At 56.1% G+C, this 25,928-nt stretch carries 24 protein-coding genes and 1 tRNA gene; 6 read left to right on the forward strand and 19 right to left on the reverse strand.

Features of this window, described 5'->3' with window-relative positions; all coding sequences use genetic code 11:
* Nucleotides 1-27: 27 nt before the first annotated feature.
* Genes AC2FIC_RS14005 through AC2FIC_RS14025 form a run of 5 tightly spaced genes read right to left on the reverse strand, consistent with a single transcriptional unit; the run spans nucleotide 28 to nucleotide 4,817 of the window.
* On the reverse strand, nucleotides 28-1,506 hold the full coding sequence (locus AC2FIC_RS14005) for an aldehyde dehydrogenase (protein ID WP_496690651.1): 1,479 nt from the start codon (nucleotides 1,504-1,506) through the stop codon (nucleotides 28-30).
* An 8-nt stretch (nucleotides 1,507-1,514) separates the two neighbouring features.
* Nucleotides 1,515-2,549: an LLM class flavin-dependent oxidoreductase gene (locus AC2FIC_RS14010; protein WP_496677761.1), complete on the reverse strand. Its 1,035-nt coding sequence runs from the start codon at nucleotides 2,547-2,549 to the stop codon at nucleotides 1,515-1,517.
* 12 nt (nucleotides 2,550-2,561) lie between these two features.
* Entirely contained in the window at nucleotides 2,562-3,470 is a 909-nt protein-coding gene (locus AC2FIC_RS14015) for a flavin reductase family protein (RefSeq protein ID WP_496690652.1), read from the reverse strand.
* Entirely contained in the window at nucleotides 3,467-4,246 is a 780-nt protein-coding gene (locus AC2FIC_RS14020; RefSeq protein ID WP_496690653.1) for an alpha/beta fold hydrolase, read from the reverse strand. The genes AC2FIC_RS14015 and AC2FIC_RS14020 overlap by 4 nt, the downstream gene beginning before the upstream one ends.
* Entirely contained in the window at nucleotides 4,218-4,817 is a 600-nt protein-coding gene (locus tag AC2FIC_RS14025) for an amino acid synthesis family protein (protein WP_496690654.1), read from the reverse strand. The genes AC2FIC_RS14020 and AC2FIC_RS14025 overlap by 29 nt, the downstream gene beginning before the upstream one ends.
* 108 nt (nucleotides 4,818-4,925) lie before the next feature.
* On the opposite strand from AC2FIC_RS14025, the gene AC2FIC_RS14030 reads away from it, so the two are divergent.
* The 5 genes from AC2FIC_RS14030 (at nucleotide 4,926) to AC2FIC_RS14050 (ending at nucleotide 10,907) form a co-directional block, all read left to right on the forward strand.
* Complete coding sequence (locus AC2FIC_RS14030) at nucleotides 4,926-5,774, forward strand: LysR family transcriptional regulator (protein WP_496690655.1); 849 nt, start codon at nucleotides 4,926-4,928, stop codon at nucleotides 5,772-5,774.
* 85 nt (nucleotides 5,775-5,859) lie between these two features.
* Nucleotides 5,860-7,110, forward strand: a complete 1,251-nt coding sequence (locus AC2FIC_RS14035; RefSeq protein ID WP_496690656.1) for a sarcosine oxidase subunit beta family protein — start codon at nucleotides 5,860-5,862, stop codon at nucleotides 7,108-7,110.
* A 14-nt stretch (nucleotides 7,111-7,124) separates the two neighbouring features.
* A complete protein-coding gene (locus AC2FIC_RS14040) occupies nucleotides 7,125-7,412 on the forward strand; it encodes a sarcosine oxidase subunit delta (RefSeq protein WP_496690657.1) in 288 nt (95 codons plus the stop codon).
* On the forward strand, nucleotides 7,409-10,354 hold the full coding sequence (locus tag AC2FIC_RS14045) for a sarcosine oxidase subunit alpha family protein (RefSeq protein ID WP_496690658.1): 2,946 nt from the start codon (nucleotides 7,409-7,411) through the stop codon (nucleotides 10,352-10,354). Before AC2FIC_RS14040 ends, AC2FIC_RS14045 begins: the two co-directional genes overlap by 4 nt.
* The gene (locus tag AC2FIC_RS14050; RefSeq protein WP_496690659.1) at nucleotides 10,347-10,907 is read left to right on the forward strand and encodes a sarcosine oxidase subunit gamma; all 561 of its coding nucleotides are present in this window, start codon (nucleotides 10,347-10,349) and stop codon (nucleotides 10,905-10,907) included. Before AC2FIC_RS14045 ends, AC2FIC_RS14050 begins: the two co-directional genes overlap by 8 nt.
* A gap of 7 nt (nucleotides 10,908-10,914) precedes the next feature.
* Here AC2FIC_RS14050 and AC2FIC_RS14055 read toward each other — a convergent pair whose 3' ends face one another.
* Both AC2FIC_RS14055 and AC2FIC_RS14060 read right to left on the reverse strand, forming a co-directional pair.
* Nucleotides 10,915-11,919 (reverse strand): GlxA family transcriptional regulator, encoded by a 1,005-nt coding sequence (locus AC2FIC_RS14055; protein ID WP_496690660.1) that lies wholly within the window; start codon nucleotides 11,917-11,919, stop codon nucleotides 10,915-10,917.
* Between the two features lie 43 nt (nucleotides 11,920-11,962).
* Nucleotides 11,963-12,211, reverse strand: coding sequence for a hypothetical protein (locus AC2FIC_RS14060; RefSeq protein WP_142634203.1), 249 nt, complete (start codon nucleotides 12,209-12,211; stop codon nucleotides 11,963-11,965).
* A 211-nt stretch (nucleotides 12,212-12,422) separates the two neighbouring features.
* Here AC2FIC_RS14060 and AC2FIC_RS14065 point away from each other — a divergent pair, with 211 nt between their 5' ends.
* Nucleotides 12,423-13,301, forward strand: coding sequence for a LysR family transcriptional regulator (locus AC2FIC_RS14065; RefSeq protein WP_496690661.1), 879 nt, complete (start codon nucleotides 12,423-12,425; stop codon nucleotides 13,299-13,301).
* A 3-nt stretch (nucleotides 13,302-13,304) separates the two neighbouring features.
* On the opposite strand, the gene AC2FIC_RS14070 is transcribed toward AC2FIC_RS14065, so the two are convergent.
* The 12 genes from AC2FIC_RS14070 to AC2FIC_RS14125 form a co-directional block, all read right to left on the reverse strand.
* Entirely contained in the window at nucleotides 13,305-13,982 is a 678-nt protein-coding gene (locus AC2FIC_RS14070) for a YrbL family protein (RefSeq protein ID WP_496690662.1), read from the reverse strand.
* Between the two features lie 40 nt (nucleotides 13,983-14,022).
* Nucleotides 14,023-15,432 (reverse strand): hypothetical protein, encoded by a 1,410-nt coding sequence (locus AC2FIC_RS14075; RefSeq protein ID WP_496690663.1) that lies wholly within the window; start codon nucleotides 15,430-15,432, stop codon nucleotides 14,023-14,025.
* Nucleotides 15,429-16,178, reverse strand: coding sequence for a methyltransferase domain-containing protein (locus AC2FIC_RS14080; protein WP_496690664.1), 750 nt, complete (start codon nucleotides 16,176-16,178; stop codon nucleotides 15,429-15,431). The genes AC2FIC_RS14075 and AC2FIC_RS14080 overlap by 4 nt, the downstream gene beginning before the upstream one ends.
* A 9-nt stretch (nucleotides 16,179-16,187) precedes the next feature.
* Nucleotides 16,188-16,574, reverse strand: coding sequence for a GtrA family protein (locus AC2FIC_RS14085; protein ID WP_496690665.1), 387 nt, complete (start codon nucleotides 16,572-16,574; stop codon nucleotides 16,188-16,190).
* Nucleotides 16,571-17,530, reverse strand: coding sequence for a glycosyltransferase family 2 protein (locus AC2FIC_RS14090; RefSeq protein ID WP_496690666.1), 960 nt, complete (start codon nucleotides 17,528-17,530; stop codon nucleotides 16,571-16,573). Before AC2FIC_RS14090 ends, AC2FIC_RS14085 begins: the two co-directional genes overlap by 4 nt.
* Before the next feature lie 363 nt (nucleotides 17,531-17,893).
* Nucleotides 17,894-17,983 (reverse strand) — tRNA-Ser (locus AC2FIC_RS14095).
* A gap of 88 nt (nucleotides 17,984-18,071) precedes the next feature.
* Nucleotides 18,072-20,498 carry a DUF3772 domain-containing protein gene (locus AC2FIC_RS14100; RefSeq protein WP_496690667.1) on the reverse strand — a complete coding sequence of 809 codons (2,427 nt, stop codon included), beginning with the start codon at nucleotides 20,496-20,498 and terminating at the stop codon, nucleotides 18,072-18,074.
* Nucleotides 20,498-21,532: a cysteine synthase A gene (locus tag AC2FIC_RS14105; protein WP_142634220.1), complete on the reverse strand. Its 1,035-nt coding sequence runs from the start codon at nucleotides 21,530-21,532 to the stop codon at nucleotides 20,498-20,500. Before AC2FIC_RS14105 ends, AC2FIC_RS14100 begins: the two co-directional genes overlap by 1 nt.
* 66 nt (nucleotides 21,533-21,598) lie before the next feature.
* Complete coding sequence (locus AC2FIC_RS14110; protein ID WP_496690668.1) at nucleotides 21,599-22,717, reverse strand: NUDIX domain-containing protein; 1,119 nt, start codon at nucleotides 22,715-22,717, stop codon at nucleotides 21,599-21,601.
* 28 nt (nucleotides 22,718-22,745) lie between these two features.
* A complete protein-coding gene (locus tag AC2FIC_RS14115; RefSeq protein WP_142634225.1) occupies nucleotides 22,746-23,186 on the reverse strand; it encodes a TrgA family protein in 441 nt (146 codons plus the stop codon).
* 16 nt (nucleotides 23,187-23,202) lie between these two features.
* Nucleotides 23,203-24,411, reverse strand: coding sequence for an SAM-dependent methyltransferase (locus AC2FIC_RS14120; RefSeq protein WP_142634227.1), 1,209 nt, complete (start codon nucleotides 24,409-24,411; stop codon nucleotides 23,203-23,205).
* A gap of 69 nt (nucleotides 24,412-24,480) precedes the next feature.
* On the reverse strand, nucleotides 24,481-25,905 hold the full coding sequence (locus AC2FIC_RS14125; protein ID WP_496690669.1) for a cryptochrome/photolyase family protein: 1,425 nt from the start codon (nucleotides 25,903-25,905) through the stop codon (nucleotides 24,481-24,483).
* Between the last annotated feature and the right edge of the window lie 23 nt (nucleotides 25,906-25,928).

Genomic DNA, 25,928 nt, shown 5'->3' on the forward strand with positions numbered 1-25,928 from the left:
CGCTCCGATATCTTCATGACAACAGACCTAGCGCATCACAAACGGGTTCGCCATCGGCTCTTGCGAGGTGCTGATCCAGGTGGTCTTGGTCCGGGTGTAATCCAGGATCGCCTCAACCCCGGCTTCACGGCCATACCCTGATTGATTGAACCCGCCAAACGGCGCGATAGGAGAGATCGCGCGATAGGTATTAACCCAACAAATCCCGGACTTGATCCGCTTGGACACCCGATACGCCCGCGCCAGGTTCTGCGTGAACACACCTGAACCCAGCCCAAAGACTGTGCTATTGGCCAATGCGATGGCCTCTTCTTCGGTATCGAATGGCAGCAGAGACATGACCGGGCCAAACATCTCAACTTTCAACGTCTCGGTCTCGGGCGATATGCACTCAACCAGTGTTGGGTTCATGTAATTGCCGGGCCTATCCGCAGGTTGCCCGCCGAAATGGACCACGGCCCCCTGCTCCGCTGACTTGGCCAGAGTCTCTTCGATCTTGTTCACTTGCGCCAAGGTACATAGCGGTCCGACATGGGTACCGGCCTCCAGCGGGTCACCCAGAACGATTGCACCCGCCTTTTCTTTGATGCGGCCGATCAGATCTTGCAAAACGGATCGCTGCACCAGCCCGCGCGTGCCCGCAACGCAACTTTGCCCCGACGCGCCAAAGTTTCCGGCGATCAGGCCATTTGCGGCCCCATCCAGATCCGCGTCTTCAAAAACAAGTATCGGCGACTTGCCACCAAGCTCCAGCGAGGTGACGGCGAAGTTTTCGGCAGAATTCCTGACCACATGGCGCGCTGTCTCGGGGCCACCGGTAAAGGCGATGCGATCCAGATCGGGATGGCGGGTCAGTGGAATTGCACAGTTTTCCGCATCCCCGGTGATGACCGAGACAACGCCCGCGGGGAATCCGGCCTGTTCAATCAAACGCGCGAACTCCAGCATCGGGGCCGGCGCAATTTCGGATGCCTTCAGCACGACGGTACACCCAGCCGCAAGCGCCGGGCCCAACTTAGTCGCCGTCAGGAACATTTGTGCATTCCAGGGCACAATAGCCGCGACAACACCAATGGGTTCGCGCGTGGTAAACACATGCATATCCGGCTTGTCGATGGGCAGAACCGTCCCTTCAACCTTATCCGCAAGCCCTGCGAAATAGCGGTAGTAATCCGCGACATACCCAGTTTGCGCCGAGGTTTCTGCCAGCAGTTTACCGCTGTCTGTTGTCTCAAATTCTCCAAGCCGTGCAGCGTTTTCGGCAACTAGGTCAGCCAGGCGATAAAGAAGCTTGCCGCGCGCGGTGGCCGTCATGTCGCGCCATTGCGGATCATCAAGCGCACGTTTGGCGGCGGCGACTGCCCTGTCGACATCCTCAGGTGCCGCACAGGAAAACGTAGCCCACCCCTGCCCAGTTGCGGGATTTGCAGATGTCATAACCTGAGACGTCGCCCCCTCAGACCAGGCGCCATCAATGAAAAGCTGAAAATGCGGTAGATTTCCCATAGTGTTCCTCACTGAAAGGCTGGCATGACATCGTCGATGAACCGCGCCAAAGAGGCACGTTTTCGCTCGTTCGTCATCCCGCTATCGACCCAGAACGAAAACTCATCATAGCCCAAATCTTCATAACGTTTGATCCGGTCGATAACCTGCTGCGCTGTACCAACCGTCAGGTCGCGCGCCAGCTTATCACTTGTGTACATCTGGTTGGCATCCATCTCGTCCGGGGTGATCCGTTGGATCAACCCTTGCTCGACCGGGCGTTTGTTCATGAACCAGGCACCGAAATAGTTGTAATACCGGCGCAATTCCTGAACGCCTTGCGCAACATCGTCTGTGTCCTTGCCAACATATGTATGATGCAACAGCATGATTTTGGGGCGCGGTCCGGTATGGCTGTCGCAGGCTGCATTGAAGCGGTCCATCAGCGTTTCAATCTCTTCCATGCCCTGCCACAGGGGAGTGACCTGGATGTTAAACCCGTTGTGGACACCGAATTCATGACTATTGGGGTCCCGCGCCGCGATCCAGATCGGCGGACCGTTTTTCTGAAACGGTTTCGGCGCAGATGTGGTCGCCGGAAAGGAATAAAACTCACCCTCATGCGCGCAATCGCCCTGCCAGATTTGCGGAAGCAGAGGGGTGGTTTCGCGCATCCGCTGGCCCGCCTCCCAGGCATCCATCCCCGGCATCAGGCGCTCATACTCGTACGAATATGCGCCGCGTGCGATCCCCAGTTCGATCCGGCCTTTGGTAATCTGATCTGCCGCGGCGGCCTCTCCGGCCAATTTGATCGGATGCCAGAACGGGGCGACTACCGTACCCGTCCCCAGCCGTACATTCCGGGTGTGATGAGCCAGATCGACTAGCGAGATAAAGGGGTTGGGCGCGATGGTGAACTCCATCCCGTGATGCTCACCCGTCCAGACGGCGCGCATCCCGCCCTCGTCCGCCATTTTCACAAGGCTGACGAATTCGTCATACAGAACGTCATGCGGCTGATCTGGCGACAAACGTTCCATATGGGCAAACAGGGAAAATTCCATTGACCTGCTCCTTTATCGTAAGCTGTGAATGTCGCCTTGCGAGGCGTCACCAAGGTAGAGAGAAAAATCCCCCTCTTTGGCTTCCATCGCATAGCGGGTCATCATGTGGCGGACACCGCCGGACACGTATTTCAGGTTCGGAAGGACATCCGTTCTGATCCATTCGGCGCCCTCAAGCGGCGTTGGTCGGGAACAGCTGGCCAGAAAATAGGTGTAATGCTGCTTTGTTTCCGCATCGTCGAATGAGGAATAGACCTGTTCGACCTCTACCTTCAGTCCACGTTCTGACAAGCCCTGGGTCAATCGGTTTCGCTGCCCACCCCGCTCGACCCCGGCGATTTGAACGGGACGATAGGCACCGTTGCTCTGCTCCAGCAAAACACTGTCATCTTTGCGGATGATCGCGCCGCATATCGTCGGTACCATGGCGTCGATTTCACGTTCGAGCCCCAGGCTGAAATACGACCCTCCGACATATCCAAGACCCTGCCCGACCGAGTGCGAGAACTCTGCCACTTCACCGATCAATAAGGTATGATCACCGGCGGGAAGGACCTGATGGGTCTTGCAGCAAAACTGCGCCAGCGCCCCGTCGATTAGGGGTAGATCAAAAAGGCCATTGCTGTGCGCGACCTTTGCAAACCGGTCCCCTTTATACCCAGCGAAAGTGTTCGATATCTCTTGCTGTCCATCTGCAAGCACATTCACTGCAAACCGGGTGCAGTTGGCGAAAATATCGTGACTGGACAGAAACTTCCCCGGACACACCAGCAGCAATGGCGGGTCAAGCGATACGGACGAAAACGAGTTTGCGGTGAACCCAACTGGCGCGCCCTGCGGATCCCGTGCCGTCACCACTGTCACCCCGGTCATAAAGCTGCCAAAGGCGTCACGCAAAGCTCGGGGGTCCATACTTGTCATGGCTGGCACCCCCCCACAAATTCCAACAGCTGTGCGTTTACTTCGGCGGGATGAGTCATCGGCAACATATGTGCGGCACCTGCGATGATTGCCGCTTGTCCCGAGGGAACCAAACGCGCCATGTCCCGAGACATTTCAGGCGTCGAATTCGGCTCATCCGCGCCGGTCATGAACAAGGCGGGACAAGCGATACGGGCCAGTTCATCATCGGAAGGACCGTCCGTTTCAGCAAAAGCGGTATATGCGGATTTGTAGGCCGCCGGATCAACCTCAGTCAGCCAGTGCATGCAGGCCAGTCGCTCGGCGGACGAGGCTTCGCCAAACCAACGTTGCAACGTGACAGTGGGATCATTTGGCCCCGATACGTCCAAGGCCGAGGCACGTGCGACGACGGCCTTGCGCGCGGCAGCCGGACGCCGATGGATCGCATTCAATGCCGCAACGCCAAGAACGCTATCTGGCATATCCGCCGCCAGTCGGAGCGCAATCAGGGCGCCCATTGAATGGCCGATCAAGACAGCGGGCTCTGTTAGCACGGACGCCGTGCGGTGCACGTATGCCTCCAAGCCAGTCGGATGATCAAAGCTCGACTGACCATGTCCTGACATATCCGGGCACAAGACACGATACCCCGCCGCGACCAGAGCGTCGATCTGCGCACCCCACGCCTCGGCTCGCAGACCAACCCCGTGCAGCAGAATAACCAGCGGCCCTTGGCCCTGATCAATCACCGCCAGGGTGCTGAGTTCAGACCGAGGCCGGGTTGTCCACGTCATGGCCCAAATCCTTGAGGTCCTGATAACGGTCGCCGATCCGATGATGGGGACGGCCCGAGGTTGCGCCACCCAGCACGACCACAATTTCATCCGCGCGCGGTGCGTCGGGGATTGCAAACTGCAGCGTCAGATAATGCGATCTACGCCCGGCATCATTCTTGTCCATCATGGGCACCATGATCGGAGTGTTCGCCGGACCGCGGGTATTGGTGAAGGACAGATAGGACTTGGCCCCAACCGCTTGACGATAGTAATTCCCGAAATGCAGCGTGTGGATCAGGCCCGAGGCATGTTCGACCTCGCCATCCAGCCCTACAACCGCCGCTTTGCCATAGGCTTCGATCACCTCGCCGCCACCTGCAAGCGTGACCATCCGGTCAGTCAACATTTGCCCCAGCACAGGCCCATAGGCCAGAATTTCCGGTCTCAGATCCTCGACATACCGGCCAGCCCAAGGGTTCGACACAACCGCCGCAACGGCAAACATGCGCCACGGGCGGTCGGCGGCACGAAATCCTTCAACCAGAACCTCTTCGTCGAAAGTCACTATTTTTCTGATATTTGGCTGCACTACCGTCTCCCCAAATCTGCTTGAGGAAATATCACCGTTAGAAACATCTTTTGACAAACGAAAGAACTTGAGCCTTAGGTATTAACAACACTAATAGGTTGATTACCGATGGCAAAAACACTCCCTCCCCTGACGTGGTTCCGGTCGTTCGAAGCAGCGGCGCGGCGGCTTAGTTCAACTGCTGCAGCGGATGAAATCGGGTTGACGCAATCCGCAGTCAGCCAACAAATCAAAGCCTTGGAAACCCGTCTGGGCGTCGTTCTGTTCCACCGCCACGCGCGCGGTCTTTCTTTGACGGATGAAGGGCGGAAGCTGCTGCCACAGGTCGAGGCAGCCTTGGACATGCTGCACTCCGCCGCCTCACCCTATTTGGCCGAGGAAAAGGCACGCCATATCACGGTCGCAGCCTCCATCAGTATTATCGAATGGGTCATCTCGCCGGCACTACCCGAATTTCAGGCCCAGCACCCGGAAACCTCACTCCGATTTGTCAGCACGATCTGGCCTGACGAATACGCAGCATCGCGCGCCGATATTGAGGTACGCTTTGGTTCAGAAAAACAAGTCGGGAAAAATGCGAAACCGTTGAATCCCAATCGCCTTGTCCCGGTGGTGTCGCCGAGTCTAAGCGGCAATTGGCTTGAACTGCCCCTGATCGAATCCGTTGGCACATCGGACAGTTGGGCGTCATGGGGTGAAATCACCGGCCAGAAACTGCGCAAGCCATCATATTTTGTGGATTCCTATGGCCTCGCCCTGCAACTTGCTGTTTCAGGCAGCGGTGTTGCGCTGGTGAATTCTATCATCGCAGAGCAAGCCCTGAAATCGGGCAAAGTCCGCCTTGCCAGCAAAGATTCCGCACCCGCCAGTGAGGGCTATTTTTTATCCGTCCTTCGCAACTCAGCCGAGGTATCGGATTTCACCGATTGGTTTTCCGGCCTTATTTCTTGTGCCTGAGGGTCTGATTCAGACACACCCATGTCGCATATGGGGATATCGCCGCGCACGAAAATAATGAAGTTTGGAAGAAAAGGTCCGATTCATGAGATATTCCGGCTTTCGAGTTATCAAAGAGGCGCTAACCGGCCACAAAGGGTGGAAGCCGGTCTGGCGTGAACCTGAACCTAAGGCCCATTACGACATCATCGTAATCGGCGGCGGCGGGCATGGTCTGGCAACCGCGCATTACCTTTCCAAAATCTACGGCCAACGAAATGTTGCCGTAATCGAGAAAGGCTGGATCGGTGGCGGAAATGTGGGCCGAAACACCACGATCATTCGCTCGAACTACCTGCTGGATGGGAATGAGCCGTTCTATGAGTTCTCGCTGAAGCTGTGGGAAGGGCTCGAGCAGGACCTGAACTATAACGCAATGGTCAGTCAGCGCGGTATCGTCAATCTGTTCCATACAGACGGACAGCGTGACGCCTATACGCGACGTGGCAATGCGATGATCCTGAACGGGGCCGATGCCGAATTGCTGGACGCAGATCAGGTGCGGCGCGAACACCCTTATCTGAATTTCGACGACGCTCGCTTTCCAATCAAGGGCGGCCTTGTTCAACGGCGTGGAGGCACCGTGCGCCATGATGCGGTGGCCTGGGGCTATGCCCGGTCAGCCGACCTGCATGGCGTCGATATTATCCAGAACTGTGAAGTTACCGGGCTGCGGATCGAAGATGGCAAATGTCTTGGGGTCGAAACGACTAGGGGCTTTATCGGCGCCTCCAAAGTCGGATGCGCCGTTGCGGGCAGTTCGGGGCGCGTTATGGGGATGGCCGGACTGCGCCTGCCTATCGAAAGCCACGTTCTACAAGCCTTTGTATCTGAGGGGCTAAAGCCTGTCCTGCCCAGTGTCATCACCTATGGCGCGGGGCATTTTTATGTCAGTCAGTCCGACAAGGGCGGGCTGGTGTTTGGTGGCGATCTTGACGGCTATAACACCTATGCCCAACGCGGCAACTTGCCCGTGGTCGAGGATGTTTGCGAAGGTGGCATGGCATTGATGCCGATGATCGGACGCGCCCGGTTGCTGCGGATGTGGGGTGGCGTGATGGACATGTCGATGGATGGCTCTCCGATCATTGACCAAACGCCGGTCGAGGGCCTCTATTTCAACGGGGGCTGGTGCTATGGCGGGTTCAAGGCAACTCCGGCTTCGGGCTATTGCTTTGCACATCTGCTTGCGAAGGACGAACCGCACCCTGTCGCAACAGCCTATCGGTTGGACCGGTTCCGCACCGGCCGGATGATCGACGAAAAAGGCGCGGGCAATCAGCCCAACCTGCATTAAAGGGGACAGCAGACATGATAATCAACCACCCCCTTCTTGGGCCTCGCGACGCATCGGAATTCACCTATCTGGGCGACGCCGCGCTGATTGACCGCCCCGATTGGCAGGCGGAAAATGCCGCCGAGGTCTTTCACGACTATGCCTATCTGCGTGACAACCCGGCAGGCGAGCACCGTGAACTTTGGTACCACGAAACAGGTGACCGATCCTGGCTGGTCGTCACGCGCAACACGCTGACCCACGAGATTTCAAAGGTGGAACTGGCCCGCGATGTGGCCCGCGAACGGGGGCGCTCCAAATGACGCAGGTGAACCGGCTGAATGGCGGACAGATCGACCGCAATACAACGCTGAACTTCCGCTTTGACGGGCGCAGCTATACCGCCCATCCCGGCGACACTTTGGCATCTGCCTTGCTGGCCAATGATGTGCGTCTGATCGGGCGGTCTTTCAAATACCACCGTCCGCGCGGATTGCTGACCGCAGGATCCGAAGAGCCGAACGGCCTAGTCGAACTGCGCTCGGGCGCCCGCAAAGAACCCAATACCCGCGCAACAACCATCGAGATGTTCGAGGGGCTTGAGGCGCGATCACAGAACCGCTGGCCCAGCCTGAAATTCGACGCGCTGGCCGTGAATGACATGTTTTCCGACTTCCTGTCTGCGGGTTTCTACTACAAGACTTTCATGTGGCCTGCAGCCTTCTGGGAAAAGCTGTACGAGCCTACAATCCGTCGCGCAGCCGGGCTTGGATCGCTTTCGATGCAAGAGGACCCGGACGAATACGACAAGGGTTTTCGCCATTGCGATCTGCTGATCATTGGTGCCGGACCAGCCGGTCTTATGGCGGCATTGACCGCGGGTCGTGCGGGCTCGGATGTAATTCTGGCGGATGAGGATTTCGCCCTGGGCGGTCGCCTGAACAGCGAAACACTCACCATAGACGATGCTGCGGCGTCTGACTGGGCGGCGCAGGCTGTGGCCGAGCTGTCCGCGCTTCCCAATGTGCGCCTGATGCCGCGCACCACGGTGATCGGCGCGTTTGACCACGGAATTTATGGCGCAGTCGAGCGTACGGGCGATCATCTGCCCAGTCTGCCCGCAGGCAAACCCCGGCAAATCCTGTGGCGTATCTATACCCAAAAGGCGCTGCTGTGCGCAGGCGCGACCGACCGGCCAATCGCGTTCGAAAACAATGATCGCCCCGGCATCATGACAGCCAGCGCCCTGCGGACCTATGCCAACCGGTTTGGAGCAGCGGTATCGCAGCGCGTCGCGGTCTTTACCAACAATGATGACGGTCACCGCACCGCAGCTGATCTGCACGCCAAAGGTGTGAAAATCACCGCGGTGATCGATGTACGCAAGGACGCGCCAATCAGCCACGAATACGAAGTTCTACAGGGCGCTCAGGTCACAAATACCAAGGGCCGTCTGGGGCTGAGTTTTGTCGAAGTCGCCCTGCCCGATGGCTCAACCCGGACATTGGAATGTGGTGCCTTGGGCGTTTCTGGTGGGTGGAACCCGAATGTCCACATGACCTGTCATCAGCGGGGCCGCCCCACCTGGGATGAGACGCTGGCCGCCTTTGTTCCCGGCGCGGACCTGCCGGTGGGCATGTCCGTTGCCGGCGCGGCAAACGGCGATATGTCGACCTACGGCGCGCTGCGCTCTGGCGCCGAGGCCGCAATCGCCGCTTTGGACCTGACCAGTGCCAAACCCGATCTGCCCGAGGCCGAGGACGCGCCCATCGCGCAGACACCATTCTGGTACGTCCAGGGCTGCAAACGCGCCTGGCTTGACCAACAGAACGATGTGACGGTCAAGGATGTCCGTCTCAGCTATCAGGAGGGCTTCCGTTCGGTCGAGCATCTGAAACGCTATACCACGCTGGGCATGGCCACGGACCAGGGCAAGACCTCGAATATCGGCGGGCTGGCGATCATGGCCGAGCTGGCCGGTAAGTCGATCCCCGAGACCGGTACCACCATCTTCCGCCCGCCCTATACCCCCGTCCCGATTGCTACTTTCGCAGGCCGGATGAAGGGCAAAGAGTTCCACCCTACGCGCCTGACGCCCTCACATCACTGGGCCGAAGAACGCGGCGCGGTGTTTGTCGAGGTTGGAAACTGGCTTCGTGCGCAGTGGTTCCCCCTGCCCGGCGAGACCCATTGGCGCGAGAGCGTGGACCGTGAAGTGCGTCAGACGCGTGCCTCGGTCGGGGTGTGCGACTGCACGACATTGGGCAAAATCGACGTCCAGGGCACCGATGCGGCAGCGTTCCTGAACCGCGTCTATGCCAATGCTTTCGCCAAGCTGGCAGTCGGCAAAACCCGCTATGGCCTGATGCTGCGCGAAGATGGCATAGCCATGGATGACGGCACCGCCGCGCGACTGGCCGAGGATCATTTCGTCGTAACCACAACGACCGCAAATGCCGTATTGGTCTATCGCCACATGGAGTTCGTGCGCCAGTGCCTGTGCCCGGACATGGACGTGCAGTTGATTTCCACCACCGAGGGATGGGCGCAATATGCGGTCGCCGGGCCCAATTCGCGCAAGCTGTTGCAAAAGATCGTCGACCCGGAATTCGACATCTCGAATGAGGGCTTCCCTTTCATGGCCTGCGGCACCATCACCGTGTGTGGCGGCCATCGGGCGCGGCTGTTCCGGATTTCGTTCTCTGGCGAGTTGGCATTCGAAATCGCGGTTCCCTCTCGCTATGGCGACGCGCTGATGCGGCGGCTGATGACCGAGGGCGAAGAGTTCGACGTTGTCCCCTATGGCACCGAAGCACTGGGCGTCATGCGGGTCGAAAAAGGCCATGCTGCAGGCAGCGAGTTGAACGGCACCACAACCGCCCTGAACCTGGGAATGGGCCGCATGGTGTCCAAAAAGAAGGACAGCATCGGATCAACTCTGTCGGAACGCGAGGGACTGAATCAACCCGATGCACTGATGCTGGTGGGGATCAAACCGTTGGAGCCTGAAAACAAGGTAACCGCCGGTGGCCACCTGATGAACACTGACGGCCCGGTCGATGCAGCCCATGATCAGGGCTATGTCACCTCAGCCGTCTACTCACCCATTCTGAGCAGCAATATCGGGCTGGGATTGTTGAAAAACGGCGGCGACAGGCTGGGCGAGAAAATGCGCCTTGTCTCTCCGCTGACGGACCTGACGGTCGAGGTGGAAATTGTCTCGGCCCATTTCGTTGACCCGGAAGGAGAACGTCTGCGTGGATAATCTGGTTGCGATAACCGCCCTCGGCGCGGCTGACCCTCGGGTAGACACGGTTGGGCCTGCCACCTGTTCCGAAATACCGGGCGTGGCGTTGGTATCAGTCGCGGCGCGGCTCGGTCAGGAAACAGCGGCCAAAGCCGCATTGAAGAAACTAATTGGCGCTGAGGCACCAAAGGTCCAGAGGTTTGAAGGAACCGCAATCACCGCCTTTTGGGCGGGGCCAGAGCAATGGATGGTTGAAGCACCGCATGACACGCACGAGGACCTTGCTACGCAAGTAAAATCTGCCATTGGGTCTGCGGCCTCTGTCACGGAACAGACCGATGCCTGGGTGCGTTTCGACTTGGCTGGTGCGAACATTCAAGCAGTGCTGGAGCTTTTGTGCCAGTTGGATCTGCGCATATTGACTAAGGGAACGGCGGCGCGCAGCTCGATCCACCATATTGGCTGTTTCGTGCTGTGTCGTGGTTCGGATCACTACAGCCTGTACGGTCCGCGCTCGTCCGCCAAATCTCTGCACCATGCGATCCTGACGGCGATGCGATCGGCGCTTTAGTCAGCGCCTAGACCGAGGGCAAAGGGGCGTTATCCTCAACCCGGAAACGGTTGATGCGGCGCCTGTCCTCGCTGGGGCTCAGGCCAAAAGCCGACCGGTAATGTGTCACCAAGGGCGCAACAGATCCATAGCCGACAGCGGCTGCGATCTGGGAAATGGGGTCTTTGGTATAAACCACCATCTGACGCGCCGCTTTCATCCGCATTGTGCGGTAATAATGGCTGGGGCTGTGTCCGGTTGCCTGTTTGAATGCCCGCTCGATCTGACGAGGTGTGACGCCCATTTGTTTCGCAACTTCGGCAATCGAGATCGCTTGACCAATATTGGCGGCAAACATTTCAACGCTGCGTGAAACAAGCGGTGGAAGGCGGTCTCCCGTTTTCGGCGCTGTCGCATTGGGCACCTGCTGACGCACTGCCGCACCGCGCATCATCGGATGTTGAAACCAGCACGCAACCTCATGCGCAATGTCACCGCCCAAGCGATCGTGAACCAAATGCAGTGCCAGGTCGAACCCTGCCGCTGCACCGGCGGCGGTATAGCGCGTCACGGTGCGCACGATCACTTCGCTCCGGGCGTCCATATCGGGAAACTCGACCTCAAAAGCCGCCTCATAGCACCAGTGGACCGAGACCGGCTGACCTGCCATTGCACCGGATCGCACAAGAGGGAATACGCCACCGCTGATCCCGCCCAGAACTGTTCCGTGCCTCCCAAGACCACGCAGCAAGGCATTGCCGCTAACAGCGTTGTCAAAGACCGAAGACGGGCTGCTGAGCAGGAATAGAATGTCGATATTCCTGCAGTCCGCCAACGCGCGATCTGCTTCGAACCCAACCCCTGCGCTTGACTGAACCTTTTGACCACGTTCAGAAACCAGCGACCATCTAAACGCTTGATGACCTGCGATTTCATTGGCCGCCCGCAGGGGTTCGATCACCGATGTCAAACAAGCCATCGGAAAGCCATCAAACAGCAGAAAGCCGATATCGATTCTGTCCTGATCCGTCATAGACCCGTCCTAACAAGTTCCTGGCGGCAACCCTACACCAAGTTTATGCCCAACGGATCAGTCCAATAATGGCAGAGGTCGCATAGAACGCCTGCAACAGCAAAAACGTCCAGCGCCGATCAATCAATGCCCATGCGGCAAACAGTGCAGACGACACCAACAGTAGAGAGAATCCAAGAATCTCAGCGCCAATATTCGAAGCAATCAGCAAGGCATAAGCCATGGCCAGAACCGATCCGGTGATCTCAAACAGTGTTGTCAGGCGGCGGTTAGCTGTTCTGTCTTCCGTCATCAGTTACACTTTCCTTTGCCGAAAGAAGAAGACAGCGTCAGCGGACCAGATTTGCATGCCGACTGATGTTCGAAGTCTGTGATATCCTCCGGGTATAGATTGTTCATTTCGAAGCTCCGCGTACATTGTGTTCGCGATACCTAATCTGACATTTGCCTTTGCCGCAAATGAATGATTATCATTCAATGATCAAAATCTGTCATGGGAAATCATGAACGAACGTTTGGAAATAGACGCCTTGCGCGCGCTGCTCGCAATCGCGACCTATGGTGGTGTAACCCGTGCGGCCCGACATCTGGCGCTTTCGCAATCGGCAGTCAGCCATAAGATCGGCCGTTTAGAGCGCGCACTGAATTGCAAACTGCTGACTCGTCGCAAAGGTGCCCCCCTGTTCACCGAAGACGGGCTGCGTCTTTGTGAATACGCCCGTCGAATTACCACTCTGCATGACGAAGCGGTGGCCTCACTTGGTAACAGGCCGCTCACCGGCCATTTGCGGCTTGGCATGACCGAGGATGCGACAACCAGCGGGATCGCCCAAATTCTTGGACGTTTCACGCGGCTGTACCCCGATGTTCGCGTACGAACCCGCACTGGTCAAAGCCTGAATGTTCAGGATTGGTTGAAGGGAGGTGAATTAGACTTGGCGGTGATTCAGATATTTCGCAACGACGTGCAGCCCGAAGATCTGATCCTGTTTCAGGATTCCCTTCATTGGGTCAAATCACCCGACTATCGTCTGAATCTGTCAGAACCGGTTCCGTTTCTGTCCTTTGACACACAGTGTTTCTACCGAAGATGGGGAATGGAAGACAGTCAGCAGCAGGACCACCGTTTTGACAATATCCTGGAATGTCCAAGTGCAGCAGGAATCCAGTCGGCTGTTCGATCTGGGCTGGGCATAGCGCTATTGAACGGGATGCACATTACACCAGACATGGAAGTCATCAACGATGTCTTTCCGACCCCTCCAGAGCTTGCCTATGTCGCACGGGTTCAGATGAACAACCGCAACGCCGTGACAAAAGCCCTGATTGCGGAGATAGCAAGAGAAGTCGAACGCGCGTTTCCCTTGCGCGTAGCAGTTTAGTGGTCAGGTCTTCATTAAACCAAAGCCACTCGACATCCTCTGTCGCCGGCGGTCGATTGACTTGCGGAACGCTGTTTCGCTGACCAGTGACAGCGGAAAAAGAACCCTCTCGCCAACGCCGTCAATCACGGTCAGCTTGCCGCTTCTTTCCTGCGCACGAACGATGTTTTCGAACCCCATGTCACCCACAATGATCCGGCCGCTTTCGAGATCGTCAAACAGTTCCATCAATTCAGCATGAAGACGTTCACGTCCGGCTTGATCCTTGGCCAGCGCGACGCGTTCCGAATGCAGGGTTGGCGCAAGATCTCCGTCCGGGCCGGTCAGTTTTTCCACCACTATCGCCGGGCCCGCTGATGTTGGCGCATATCCCATGAATTGCGCCAACCTCTCGATCTCGGGGCATCCACGGTTGAGCGCCGCCAGATATTCGTTTGCTTCGCGGTTCCATTGGCGCAGATTGCCATAGCGCCATTCGGCATAACGCGGCAGAAAATGGCTACGCACAGGTTCGTCCACCCGCACTTTCAGCAGCGCCCCTTCGACCTCGGGGTGCTGATAAATCAGATAGTTGCGACTTTTTCGCAGGGGTTTGTGGTCGCTCAGGTCAATCATGTCCGGGTGTTCCAACAGGGGTTGGGGTCTGTGTCCTTGAATGCCGGACAGCCCAAGTGGGCGCATTCATAGAATTTTCTCAAACCTGTTACAACTCACCTTTTGATCAGGGCCCCAGATTGGGACGCGGCAAAAGGATAAAGGCCTGGTCACCAGTTGATGCGACAACAGGCGTCGAGACCCAGTCGCCTGGATCGAACGGAGGTGTAATCCCATCGCATCTATCGGGCTGCTTCCAGCACATGATGATCTCGGCCCCGGTCAGATAGTTTAACCGCAACCGCAGCCCCCGTTCGAATTGAACTCTGGCGTCTGCCGCGCCATTCACGCCAAGAAAATGCCCATAGATATATACGGTTTCGACCTGTTCAGGCAGGCTTTGCGCCAATGCGCGCGTTGCTTTTTGCCAAGGCGGGATGAACATAAACGATGTTTTTCCAATGAGCATCAAATTGATCATCAACACGCACATCAACAAGATACGCGAAACACTTAACCATCTTTTTGAAGACTGCAGAAACTGAACCCCACACGAAGTCAGCACCACCCCAAACAAGATCCAAAGCCAGTTCAACGCCCGAACCGGGACCTGCACCCCCGACATCATCGCCTTGAGGATAAGCGGTGCCAGGCCAGCAAGTGCAGCCATCAGGATCGCGACGGCAAACAGCCGTCTTCGGGTAAACATGAACCCCCAGGCACCTGCAAATAGGGCCAAGAGCATCAAGCCATAGCTGATTGTCCCTCCGCCCATTGTATAGATGATGGATCGGAGGAATACTTTGACCTTGGTAAGGTTCAGCAGCAGGTCATCGACCGAATTTACTTCGTTCGGCCCACGCCATTCAGCAACCGGAATACCAAATATCCCATGGTAGAAGTAGTTCAGGGTGTAAACACACAGGAGCGCCAGAACCAGGCTGACAAAGAAAATGATCAACGTAACAGCGACGTTTGTATAGGTTTTTGGTGCCTTGTTTGACAGTAGGATCAGTGTCAGCAACAGGAACGGATAGGTCGTGTAGGCCATGAAGGATAAGGGCACTGCCAGAACCAACAGGGCCAGCGACACACGATGCGGAAGAAACAGAATTGCCAGGCTGTACAAGGTGATAACCCAGATCCCCGGCAGCAACGTGTTGAACCAGTATGAAATCAGGAATGCTGGAACCGAAAACGCAATGAATAGCGCAAGATAACCTTTGTACCAGATCGGGTCCGAACGCTCCATGATCGCGACTGCCGCCGCAGCCGAGAACAAGCCCCAGGCTATGTTATAGAGATACATGCTTATCTGTGAGGGCCATAGAAATGGCCGGAACTGCCACCAGTAGTTCAACCAACGACCTTCATCCAAGGCCTTGTGGTAGGCAATCTCGGTCCAGCCCAGCAGCGCCGGGAAATCATCATGACGCACGAAAGGGTCGAAAAGCTGTGGCCAGTTGATCAGGAACAACGCAGCGGTGCAAAGCAGGGACAGAAAAAGAAACTCCTGCCGAGATGTTTTTTCCGTCATGATTTGTCGCCATATGACCTTGCAATAGCAGAGGCCCGGACCTGAGCGATAGCGGTGACAGCCGACCGGGGCAAGGCACGCACAACCAGCTTGCGTAGGGTCCAGCCTAAACTGCCGACCTCTTTCAACGCGCCGGGCGCGACTTTGGTATCCAGCACGTCCTGAGACAGCCGGACTGCCCCTGATTGGTTCGCATAGAGGACAGAATTATACCGATACCAGGGTTCGATCGATTGATCCCCGAACATCTCAGGCCGCAAACAATCATAGGCCGTGTATCCCCGTTCAGCGAACAAACCCTGCCAAAAGGACAGGCGCTGTTCATTTATGTGAAACTCGCCGCCCTGCCCCGGAACGGCGGCTGAGAACAGGACCAGATCGCTATGTGTGGTCAGGCTCTGAACCAGGCTGGCCGACGCGTCATGCGGCAAGTGTTCACCGACCTCAAGCGACTGAGCCAAATCAAACTGGCGTCCAAGCTCGACCGGTTCGGACAGATCTGCACCGATAAACGCCTCAGCCGGTATCGCAAGCTTGTCACGATCCACATAATCGCCATCGACACCGGCAATATCCTTGCAACCCGCGGCCTGCCACTCCGACAGCCACACACCCCGCCCGCAGCCAAAGTCCACGACACTGTCCGCAGAAATTTTTCCTAGAAGGCAAGCAATTAGCCTGTTTGCGGACCGCCTGGCGCCCTGGTCAATATAGTCAAAGAACTCGTTTGAATAGATATGCGACATTGCCAATCTCTAGGTTGAATTCTGCGGTTTATAGACCCACAGCCGTAGGAACGCGAAGTTGATCACAGGCAGAACAACTACAACGACAGCGGCCGAGGCAGCTTCGCTCAGGCCAAAACGAGGGCCGGCCAGTCCAGTAATCGCAGCTGAAACCAGCAGCCCAACTCCGACCATGCAAAGAAACCGCCCAAACTGTGCAGGAACCACCAGCGCCTGCCCGAAGGTCCAGACTGTCTGCCCAATATATTGGATCAGGATTGCGGACCCAAAAGCCATTGCATTGGCGATCCAAGGCGAATGAAACACGCGCAACAGGCCCAGATAGGCCAGCATGTAGTAACCAGCCACGCATAAGCCCACGATGGCAAACCGGATTATGCGGCGCCGTTCGCTCATTTCTGCGCGGTCTTCTCTTCTACTATGGTGTCCGAAATCTCTGAGGTCTCTTGATCTACAAAATAGAGTGGTCGGTTTTTGGCCTCGATATACAGACGTCCGAGATATTCCCCCATGATTCCAAGCGTCAACAGCTGGATACCCGAAAAGAAACTGATCACCAGAACCGTCGACGCCCAACCCGCAACTGCGTTGTAAAGGATCAAGGACCAAAAGACGTAGACCGCCATCAGCGCGGCGATAATCAGTGTCAGAAAGGCCATTCGTGTGGCGATCTGCAGCGGTTTGATCGAAAAACTCGCCAGTGCATCAAGCGCAAAGCGGATCATCTTGGACATCGGGTATTTGGTCTCGCCCGCGATCCGTGGGTCGCGGATGTATTCGATCCCGATTTGACGGAAACCAACCCAAGCGAACATGCCCCGAACGAACCGCGCGCGTTCCGGCATACTCAGAACCGCATCCAGCGCCCGACGGCTAACAAGCCGGAAATCACCCGTGTCATTTGGAATGGGTACGTCCGAAAGCCGGTTCAATATGCGGTAGAAACCATGAGCTGTTACTTTCTTAATCCAACTTTCGCCTTTTCGCTCACTCCGACGCCCATAAACCACATCATAACCCTGATCCATCATCGCCATCATGTCCGACAAAAGCTCCGGCGGGTCTTGCAGATCAGCATCCAACATGAAAATCCGCTGCCCTAGGGCTGCATTCAGCCCCGCTGTCAGAGCGATCTGGTGACCGCGGTTACCCGATAGCTTCAAACCGCGAATACGCGGGTGAAACTCGCTTTGGGCACAGATTGCGCGCCATGTTTCGTCATTAGACCCATCATCCACCAGAATAATCTCGGATTCGGCGTTCCACTGTTCAGTCGCAGCGATCAGGCGCTCCACCAGTAAGGGGATCGACTCCTCTTCGTTCATGCATGGAATGACGACAGACAGTAACATCTAACCTCCGGGCGCAATTTTGCGGCGCACCTATCGCAAAACGGACCAGCCAAGGAATAGCGTTCACTTGGCGTTGTAGATGTATTGATATCCCAACAGACGCATCAGCGAACAAGCCGAGCGCCGAGTTTTCACCTGTAGTTACCCAACCGACACAGGAATAGGCCCTACCCAACAGTTTGACTGCCTCTCATCCTGAAATTCCCTTGCCTGCAAGAAACAGTAATTCTGGGCCATCTAAATTGGATGAATTCGCTCAACATGGGTTATGTGAATCGCTTACCGAGCCTTTTTTGCTGGGGGGCTCCAAAACAATGTCTGAGATGTGAAACACCTAAGCGTCCAAGACAAGAGCTGGTGTTGTGGCGGAGAGACAGGGATTCGAACCCTGGAGACGGTCTCCCGCCTACACACTTTCCAGGCGTGCGCCTTCGACCACTCGGCCACCTCTCCGTGCGGGCGTTATTTGGACTATCGCCTGAGGATTTGCAAGGCCCGATTAGCGTAAAATTCTCTGGCTCGTTTCAGGTCCGAACTTGCCTCAGGGTTCGTCACCATCTCCGTCGGAAAGATCAGCCTCGGTCAATTCGGCGGGCGAAGAGGCCGGGGGCGCTTTTGTCTCTGAAACAGGCTCAGATGGGGGCATTTGCGCATTACCTGACGATTGAAGGGCCTCGGGGTTTCGCAGCCAGACATCACGCTGAGCAAACGGAATCTCGATCCCCTCTTCGACAAAGCGGCGATTGATCTCATGGTTCATGTCGGACTTCACCGAAAGAACCCAATTCACATCCCGCAAAATGGCGCGGATTTCAAAGTCCAGAGAATCCGCACCGAACCCCTGAAACACAACGCTGGGTGCCGGATTCGCCAATACCATCGGATGTGCGTTGGCGATTTCGCCCAGGATTGTCTCAACCACGCGGGTATCGGTACCATAGGCCACCCCGACCGGGACAATGACGCGTCCGATCGTATTTCCACGGGTATAGTTGGTGACAACACCGCTGATCAGGTCCGAGTTCGGGACAATGACATCTGTTCGATCGAAGGTCTCAATCCGGGTCGAGCGTACCGAGATGTCGCGCACATAACCCATCATCCCGTTTACGTCGATCCAATCGCCTTTTGAGATCGGACGTTCGACCAAAAGGATAATGCCGGACACAAAGTTCGAGACAATGGTTTGCAGACCAAATCCGATCCCGACAGAGAGCGCCCCGGCCACGATGGCCAGAGACGACAGATCGAAACCCGCAACCATGATAGCGACCAAGGCTGCCAGAAAGATACCGACATACCCCGTCCCTGAAACAATCGCGTTTTGACCACCGGGATCAATGCTCGTCTTTGGCAACAAAGAGGTCCGCAACCCACCCTGCAGGGCGCGTGTCAGTCCGTATCCGATCAGGAAAACCACCAGAAAAGTAAAGAAATTACTGGGCGAGACGGTCACGCCCCCAATGTCGAACCCCAAAAGGAGCCGCGACCATGCCTCTAACAAATCGGTCTCGCGTGCGCCCCAGATCAGCGCCAGAACCGGCAGGGCCAAAATGGCCATGGCAAAGCCAATCAGAACCGAAAACAATGTGTCCCGGGCTGCCTCACCCTTGCGGGTTATCAATCCATAAACCGAAGTCAGGAATCGTTGAAGGATGATCAGTGCGGCAATCAGGATCAACGATTTTACCGCTGGAAAAACAATGGCCTCAGCCGCGTTGTTATAACCGATGGCAGCCAGAACTGGGCTGACAACTCCCAACAGGAACAATGCTCGGCGCAAGAATTCGACCAGCTGGATGACCCCGGTTCCACGGGCATTGCCATCAGGTTCTGCCTGCACCTCGGCAAGCCGTATCTGCCGCGCACGCAACAGAACCAGAGCAGTTGCAAGAATAACTGGGAAGCCCACAACCGCGCGCGTCGCATCCGAAGTATTCTCGATCTGTTCGAAAAGGTTCCCAAGATCGTGCAAAATGAGAAAAACGGCAAGCAGATCCAGGTAGATTCGAAGCTCGGTGATCCGCTTTGGCGAGAGCTTTCTGAAACCCTGCGCCTGCTGCATTACATAGACCTGACGTCCAATCCAGTCGTAGTACAGAACAATGGCCGCCCAGAACGGTACGTTTTGTATCAGAAGGGTTCCCCGCAATCCCAATATCCCCGTCAGGACGACGGCTTTTACCAGCAACAAAACACCCAGCCATGGCAGAATTATCCGAAACAGCGATGTCAGGAATGTCCATACGCCAGTTCCCTGCCCCCCTATGGTACGCAGATAGTTCCCGGCAGCTTCGGACCAACGTTTTCCATAGCCCAGCAAAACAATGGCCACGAAGACCAGCAATAGAATTCCAAGCCCTTGTTTGCGAAGCTGCTCATGCACCACGTCTGTTTGGTAGTTCTGCACAGCCTCGTTGAAAAGGCTTCGGCCCGCTTCAGTCAGGTCAACCCAGGCTGGTCGCCAATAGCTGGGGTTCAGTGGCGATGGGCCGCGCTCCAACAGCTCTTTTTTCTGCCTATTTCGCAGGATCTGGTCAATTTCTGCGATCAGTCCGTTGGCGCGACTGAAGGCCTCGTCGGAAATGATATGCGGCACCCGCAGTGCGTTCAGTTGGTTTTCAAGATGTGAACGCAGCGTAGCAATGTCTTCCGGTTCGGTTGCATCACCTTCCGGTCCGGGACCCAAAGCCTTGATCTGGCTTTCCAGGGTCTGAATACGTTCGGTATTTGCACCACGCGCGCTGTTGAAAACATCTCGATAGGTATGAATTTCCGATCGCAGATTTTCCAGCGAAGCGTTCGAGGCCCGATTGGCCTCGATCACATCTTCGGCCCGATCCGCCGTTTTTACCCAACCCTGATAGTAGTCACTTTGCCGATCCGAAAGCTGGGCCGTTGCAGGACCAGACAGAACTGCAAACAAAAGTGAAACAAGGGCCAGAAACAGGCGGACCTGCCGCAACATCATACGTCCTCGAAAACGCCCGGAATGCTACGCGGCGCCTCGGTCATCCAATCAGGAACAGGCAATTCTTTTTCGCGCAGGAATTCCGGGTTGAACAGCTTAGATTGATAGCGCGTGCCATAATCACACAGAATCGTAACAATGGTATGGCCCGGACCCAGATCCTTGGCCAGGCGCACGGCGCCAGCCATGTTGATGGCGGTCGATCCGCCCATGACCAGACCTTCGTCGCGCAGAAGGTCAAAGATATAGGGCAACGCTTCGTTATCCGTCATCTGATAGGCGAAATCCGGTTTGAACCCCTCAAGGTTCTTGGTGATCCGCACCTGGCCAATACCTTCCGCGATCGAGCTTCCCTCCATCGCGATCTCACCGGTTTTGTAATAGGAATACAACCCGGCCCCCATCGGATCGACCAATGCGATCTTGACGCCTTTGGGCTGCAGGGCCTCGGCCACACCGGCCAACGTGCCACCTGAACCAACCGCACTAACAAAGCCGTCGACTTTACCGCCGGTTTGCTCCCAGATCTCGGGGCCGGTGGTCTCGACATGGCTCTGACGGTTGGCGACGTTGTCGAACTGATTGGCCCAGATTGCGCCATTGGGTTCCGTCTGCGCCAGTTCTTCAGCCAGACGGCGAGAGTAATGTACAAAGTTGTTCGGGTTGCGATACGGCGCTGCCGGGACCTGAACTAACTGTGCGCCCGCAAGACGCAGCATGTCTTTCTTTTCTTCGGACTGGGTCTCGGGGATCACGATCACGGTCTTGAAGCCCATCGACGCCCCGACAAGCGCCAGACCGATACCAGTGTTTCCGGCGGTGCCTTCAACGATGGTGCCCCCAGGTTTCAGATCGCCCCGTGCTATGGCATCGCGAATGATATAAAGAGCGGCACGGTCCTTGACCGATTGACCAGGATTCATGAACTCGGCCTTGCCAAGAATTTCACACCCGGTTTCCTCACTGATACGGCGCAGCCGGATCAACGGAGTTTTCCCTACTGCGTCGGCAAGGTCTTTCGCAATGCGCATGGCGCCCTCATTTCTTTACGTATCAACGAAGATTTACAGATGCTGCGCAACAACCACAAGCCGCGATCACGCCCCACGCAACCTGTCTCTGTTCCGAGCTAGCCAATGCGCCAGTGACAATAGCGGCAAATCCTTGAACCCATGCCCGTCGACTTGGTCCATGAACTGAGCAAAGGGAATGATTTTGGTGCGGATATCCTCACCTTCCGAGGCAAGCCCGCCATCGTCTATCGTTTTCTCAAGATCGGCCAACCCTACGTAAAGATAGACGTATTCGGTGGACGATCCGCTGGACGAATAGGCCTCTCCGGCAAATTCAAGCGACTTGAGGTTGATCTGGGCTTCTTCCATCGCCTCACGCCGCGCAGCCTGTTGCGGCGTTTCACCGGGGTCAATCATGCCTGCAACGGGTTCCCACATCCACGGCTCGGGGTCTTCGATCAGGAAAACCGGCGTCCTAAATTGTTCAACCAAAAGCACCGCATCACGCCCCGGATCATATGGCAGAACCACCACAGCACTGCCCTGCATCAATCCGTTGCGGTTCAGCACCGACCCCATCGTGCCGTCATTCCTTCGGTGTTGAAGCTGAACCTCCTGCATGCCGAAATAGTCAATATAGGCATGGGTATGCTCGTGTACGATCACATCCTTCTTCGGATCACGCGCGTCACCGGTTCCGCGTTTGCGTGCACCCAGCTTGGCCCAGGCGCGGGTTCGGATCGACGGAAAACTGCGCGCGATCTTGAGGGCATCGGCCTTGCCGTAATAGCCCATGACCTCTTGCGCGGCGGTTAGGGTCAAATCCGCCCACGCGTCTGCCCAGTCCTGCAAGGACCATAGCTCACCGGGCGACCACAGGTCAGGCTCGGGAAAGAACACGCTGACTTCGACAACAGAGCCATCGGGCAGTTCAACGGGCTGCAGCTGCAGATCATAATCAAACCCCCCTTCATAGAAAATCAGTCGCCTGAAATCCTCGGGTTCGAGGCCCTGAACCAGAAGGCCATCCGCAACGCCCCCACGTTCTGGCTGGATCATCGGAAATGCCTCGTCGCGCACGCTGTAAACCGCGTGATCCTTCAGCTTGGCCTCTGACAAAGTCAAGCGTGACAGCGGACGGCCAAGCACCAGTTGCAGCAGTGGCAGATGCCGAAGCGTGCCATAGAAAAACAGATCGTTCACAAAGGTATCTCGCGTTGGTATTTGGGTGCTAGCGCCAGCGGCGGCTTGCTTCTTCCGTCGCCAAACCGGCGATAAGAGCGCCAATAGCCAAAGTCCACAGAATTTCCGGAGCTAACAACTGTTCGCCATAGCCAACGCCAATCTTGAATATCGCCATAAGGGCCTCGAACGGGCCGTCATAGCGGTGGCGCATGGCCAAGCGGAACATCTCATAGGTGCCCTGAACGAAAAGACCCCAAAACACCAGCGAGGCAATGCCTGTCAGTCCGTTATTGACGGCAGCGGTCCACCCTTTGCCGGTTCGCTTACCCATGATTTTCCAACCACACGCGACCCCAAGGGCCATGTTGACGACAGTGAAGTAGCCATAGCTTTTGCCTTCTTCACCATTTGCTATGATCATGCTGGAAACCAGAAATGCCACCACCGCCAGACAAAGGGCTGCGACAAGACGTGAGGCGCTGGGCATTCTAAAGGTCCGTTTACTAAGTAGGTTTCGCTATGGTGATCTGTGTCACATCACAGTTGCCGGTGTCAAAGGCCGCGCCGCAAGCGGTCAAATAATAATTCCACATGCGGCGAAAACGCTCATCAAACCCCATTCCCGAAATCTCGTCCCATTTGTCATTGAACGTCTCGTACCAGCGGCGCAGTGTCAGATCATAGCTTTTGCCGAATTCTTTTGACTTCACCACGGTCAGACCCGCATTCGCCACCTGCTCCTGCAGAATTGTCGGAGCCGGAAGCATCCCACCCGGAAAGATATATTTCTGAATGAAATCAACACCATTCTTATACACATCCCAGCGATGATCGCCGACGGTAATGATTTGCAAGGTTGCCTGTGCGCCAGGTTTTAAGCGATCACGGATAGTGTCGAAATAAACCGGCCAATATTTCTGACCAACCGCCTCGAACATCTCAATAGAGGCGATCCCGTCATATTGGCCCCGTTCGTCACGATAATCCTGCAGCTTCAGATCAACTAAATCTGTAAGTCCTTCTTTTTCAATGCGTTGACGGGCAAAGCTCAATTGCTCTTTGCTGATCGTCAAGCCTGTGACCCGCAGGCCACGCTCTTTTGCTGCATATTCGGCGAAACCACCCCATCCGCAGCCAATTTCCAGAATATGGTCACCGGGTTTGGCACCCATTTCATCAACCAGACTGGCGTATTTAGCGGTTTGTGCCTTTTCCAAGCTTTCCTGTCCGGTTTCGAACAAGGCACTGGAATAGGTCATGGTATCATCTAGCCATAACCCATAGAATTCATTACCTAAATCGTAATGATAAGAGATATTCTTTTTAGCCTGTCGACGGTTGTTTCGATGCAACCAAAAGCGCAGGCGTTCATAGGCCTGTACCAGAAATTTCCCGGTGAAATCGTCGTACACGGTCTCGGTACCCAGATGCACTAGATCCATGAAGGCACGCAGATCTGGTGTGCTCCAATCGCCTTCCAGATATCCGTCTGAAAACCCCAGCTCACCCTCCCGGATAAGTCTTGCAAATACGTCCGGATTGTGAATATCGACCCGTGCGACAGGCCCAGGGCGTTTGCCTTCGGTTCGAAATACACGACCGTCTGGCAAGGCAATATCAAGCTGCCCCTGCTCCATCTGGTTCAGCATATTCAGAACATGTGCAAAATATCTTGGCAGGTCTGTCTGCCCTTCGATTGTAGTTAGAACCATCCGCTCTCCCCTGTGCGGTTGTTGTAGAAGGCTAAAACGAGTTTGTGTTTCTGGCAAGTTTTCAGTTCTTTACCGGCTTTTTCGGCCCTCGTAGGCCGACAAGGCGCGCGCGCGCCCTTCTGCCAAACCCACAACAGGGTTTGGGTATGGCGCAGACGGATCAAGACCCCACTTGCAGGGAATAGCTTCAAAATAATCAAGTGCGCTCGAGGGCGGGTTTGACTGTCCTTCGGCCACCCATTTCCGCACATAGTCGCAATAGGGATCATATTTTTTTTGCTGCGCCTCGGGGTTAAAAATACGGAAAAACGGGGACGCATCTGGGCCGGACCCAGCAACCCATTGCCAACCCATCGCATTTGAGGCCGGATCCCAATCGGTCAGGCAATCGGAAAACCAGCCCATACCGATTTTCCAGTGCGCCATCAGATGTTTGGTCAAATAACTGGCGACAATCATCCGTGCGCGATTGTGCATGCGACCTGTGACGTACATCTGTCGCAACCCAGCATCGACCACGGGAATGCCTGTCCTTGCCTGCTTCCAAGCAATGATCTCGGGGCTAGAGGCGTTTTGGCCCCAAGGGAACTGATCCCATTCCGGTTTCCAGTTGTTGCTTAACAAATGAGGCGTATGGAACATCAAATGATAGGCAAATTCACGCCAAACCAACTGTCGCAAATAGGCTTGGGTACCGGACATGCCGAACATCTCTGCGCCCTGGAGGGCGTGCCAGACGCTACGCGGTCCAATCTCACCCAGCGATAAATATTCGGAAATGCCCGACGTTCCATCCTCGGCCAGTTGATCCCGGGCTTCGGGATACCCCGAAAGCCGTTCCAAGAACCGATGGAGCGTTTTGAACGCTGCGTCTTCCCCTGGCTGTACATAGCGGGCGCAAACTGATGCACCGCGATTCATTCCCGCGGCCATTCCCCACGACTCCAGAGTATCTGTATGCGGCCATTCCTTCGGCGGGGCCAGCGCGGCGGGTCGCGCATGTGGAAATGGAACCTCGCGTCTCTGTACCGATCGCCACATTGGTGTAAACACGCGAAAAGGCGTTCCGGTCTTGGTCTGGACGGTCCAGGGCTCAAAAAGCAGGTGCCCGGAAAACGATTTGGGCTGTACGCCCAGTTTGGTCAGAGCCGTCTTGATCCTTGTATCTCGGGCAATCGTGTCCGGATCGTAAGCCCGAGACCAATAGACCTCTGTGGATCCGGTTTCCTTGATCAGGTTTTGCAGAACCTCCAACGCATCCCCGCGTCGCAAGATCAGACGGCTTCCCAACTGCGCCAACGCACGGTCAAACACCTCGAGGCCCTTGCCGAGGCGCCATTTAGGAGCCGCACCCAAGGCCTGCCCGAGATCGTCGAAAATATAGACCGGAATGATTGGCCGCCCCGTTGCCGAAGCAGCGCTGAGTGCAGGATGGTCCGACAGTCGCAAATCCTGTCGAAACCACATAACTATCGGCGGGCTCTTGGGTCCCATGACTGCTCCGTATTGTTTACCTT

Source organism: Ruegeria sp. CDSC079 (assembly GCF_059610505.1).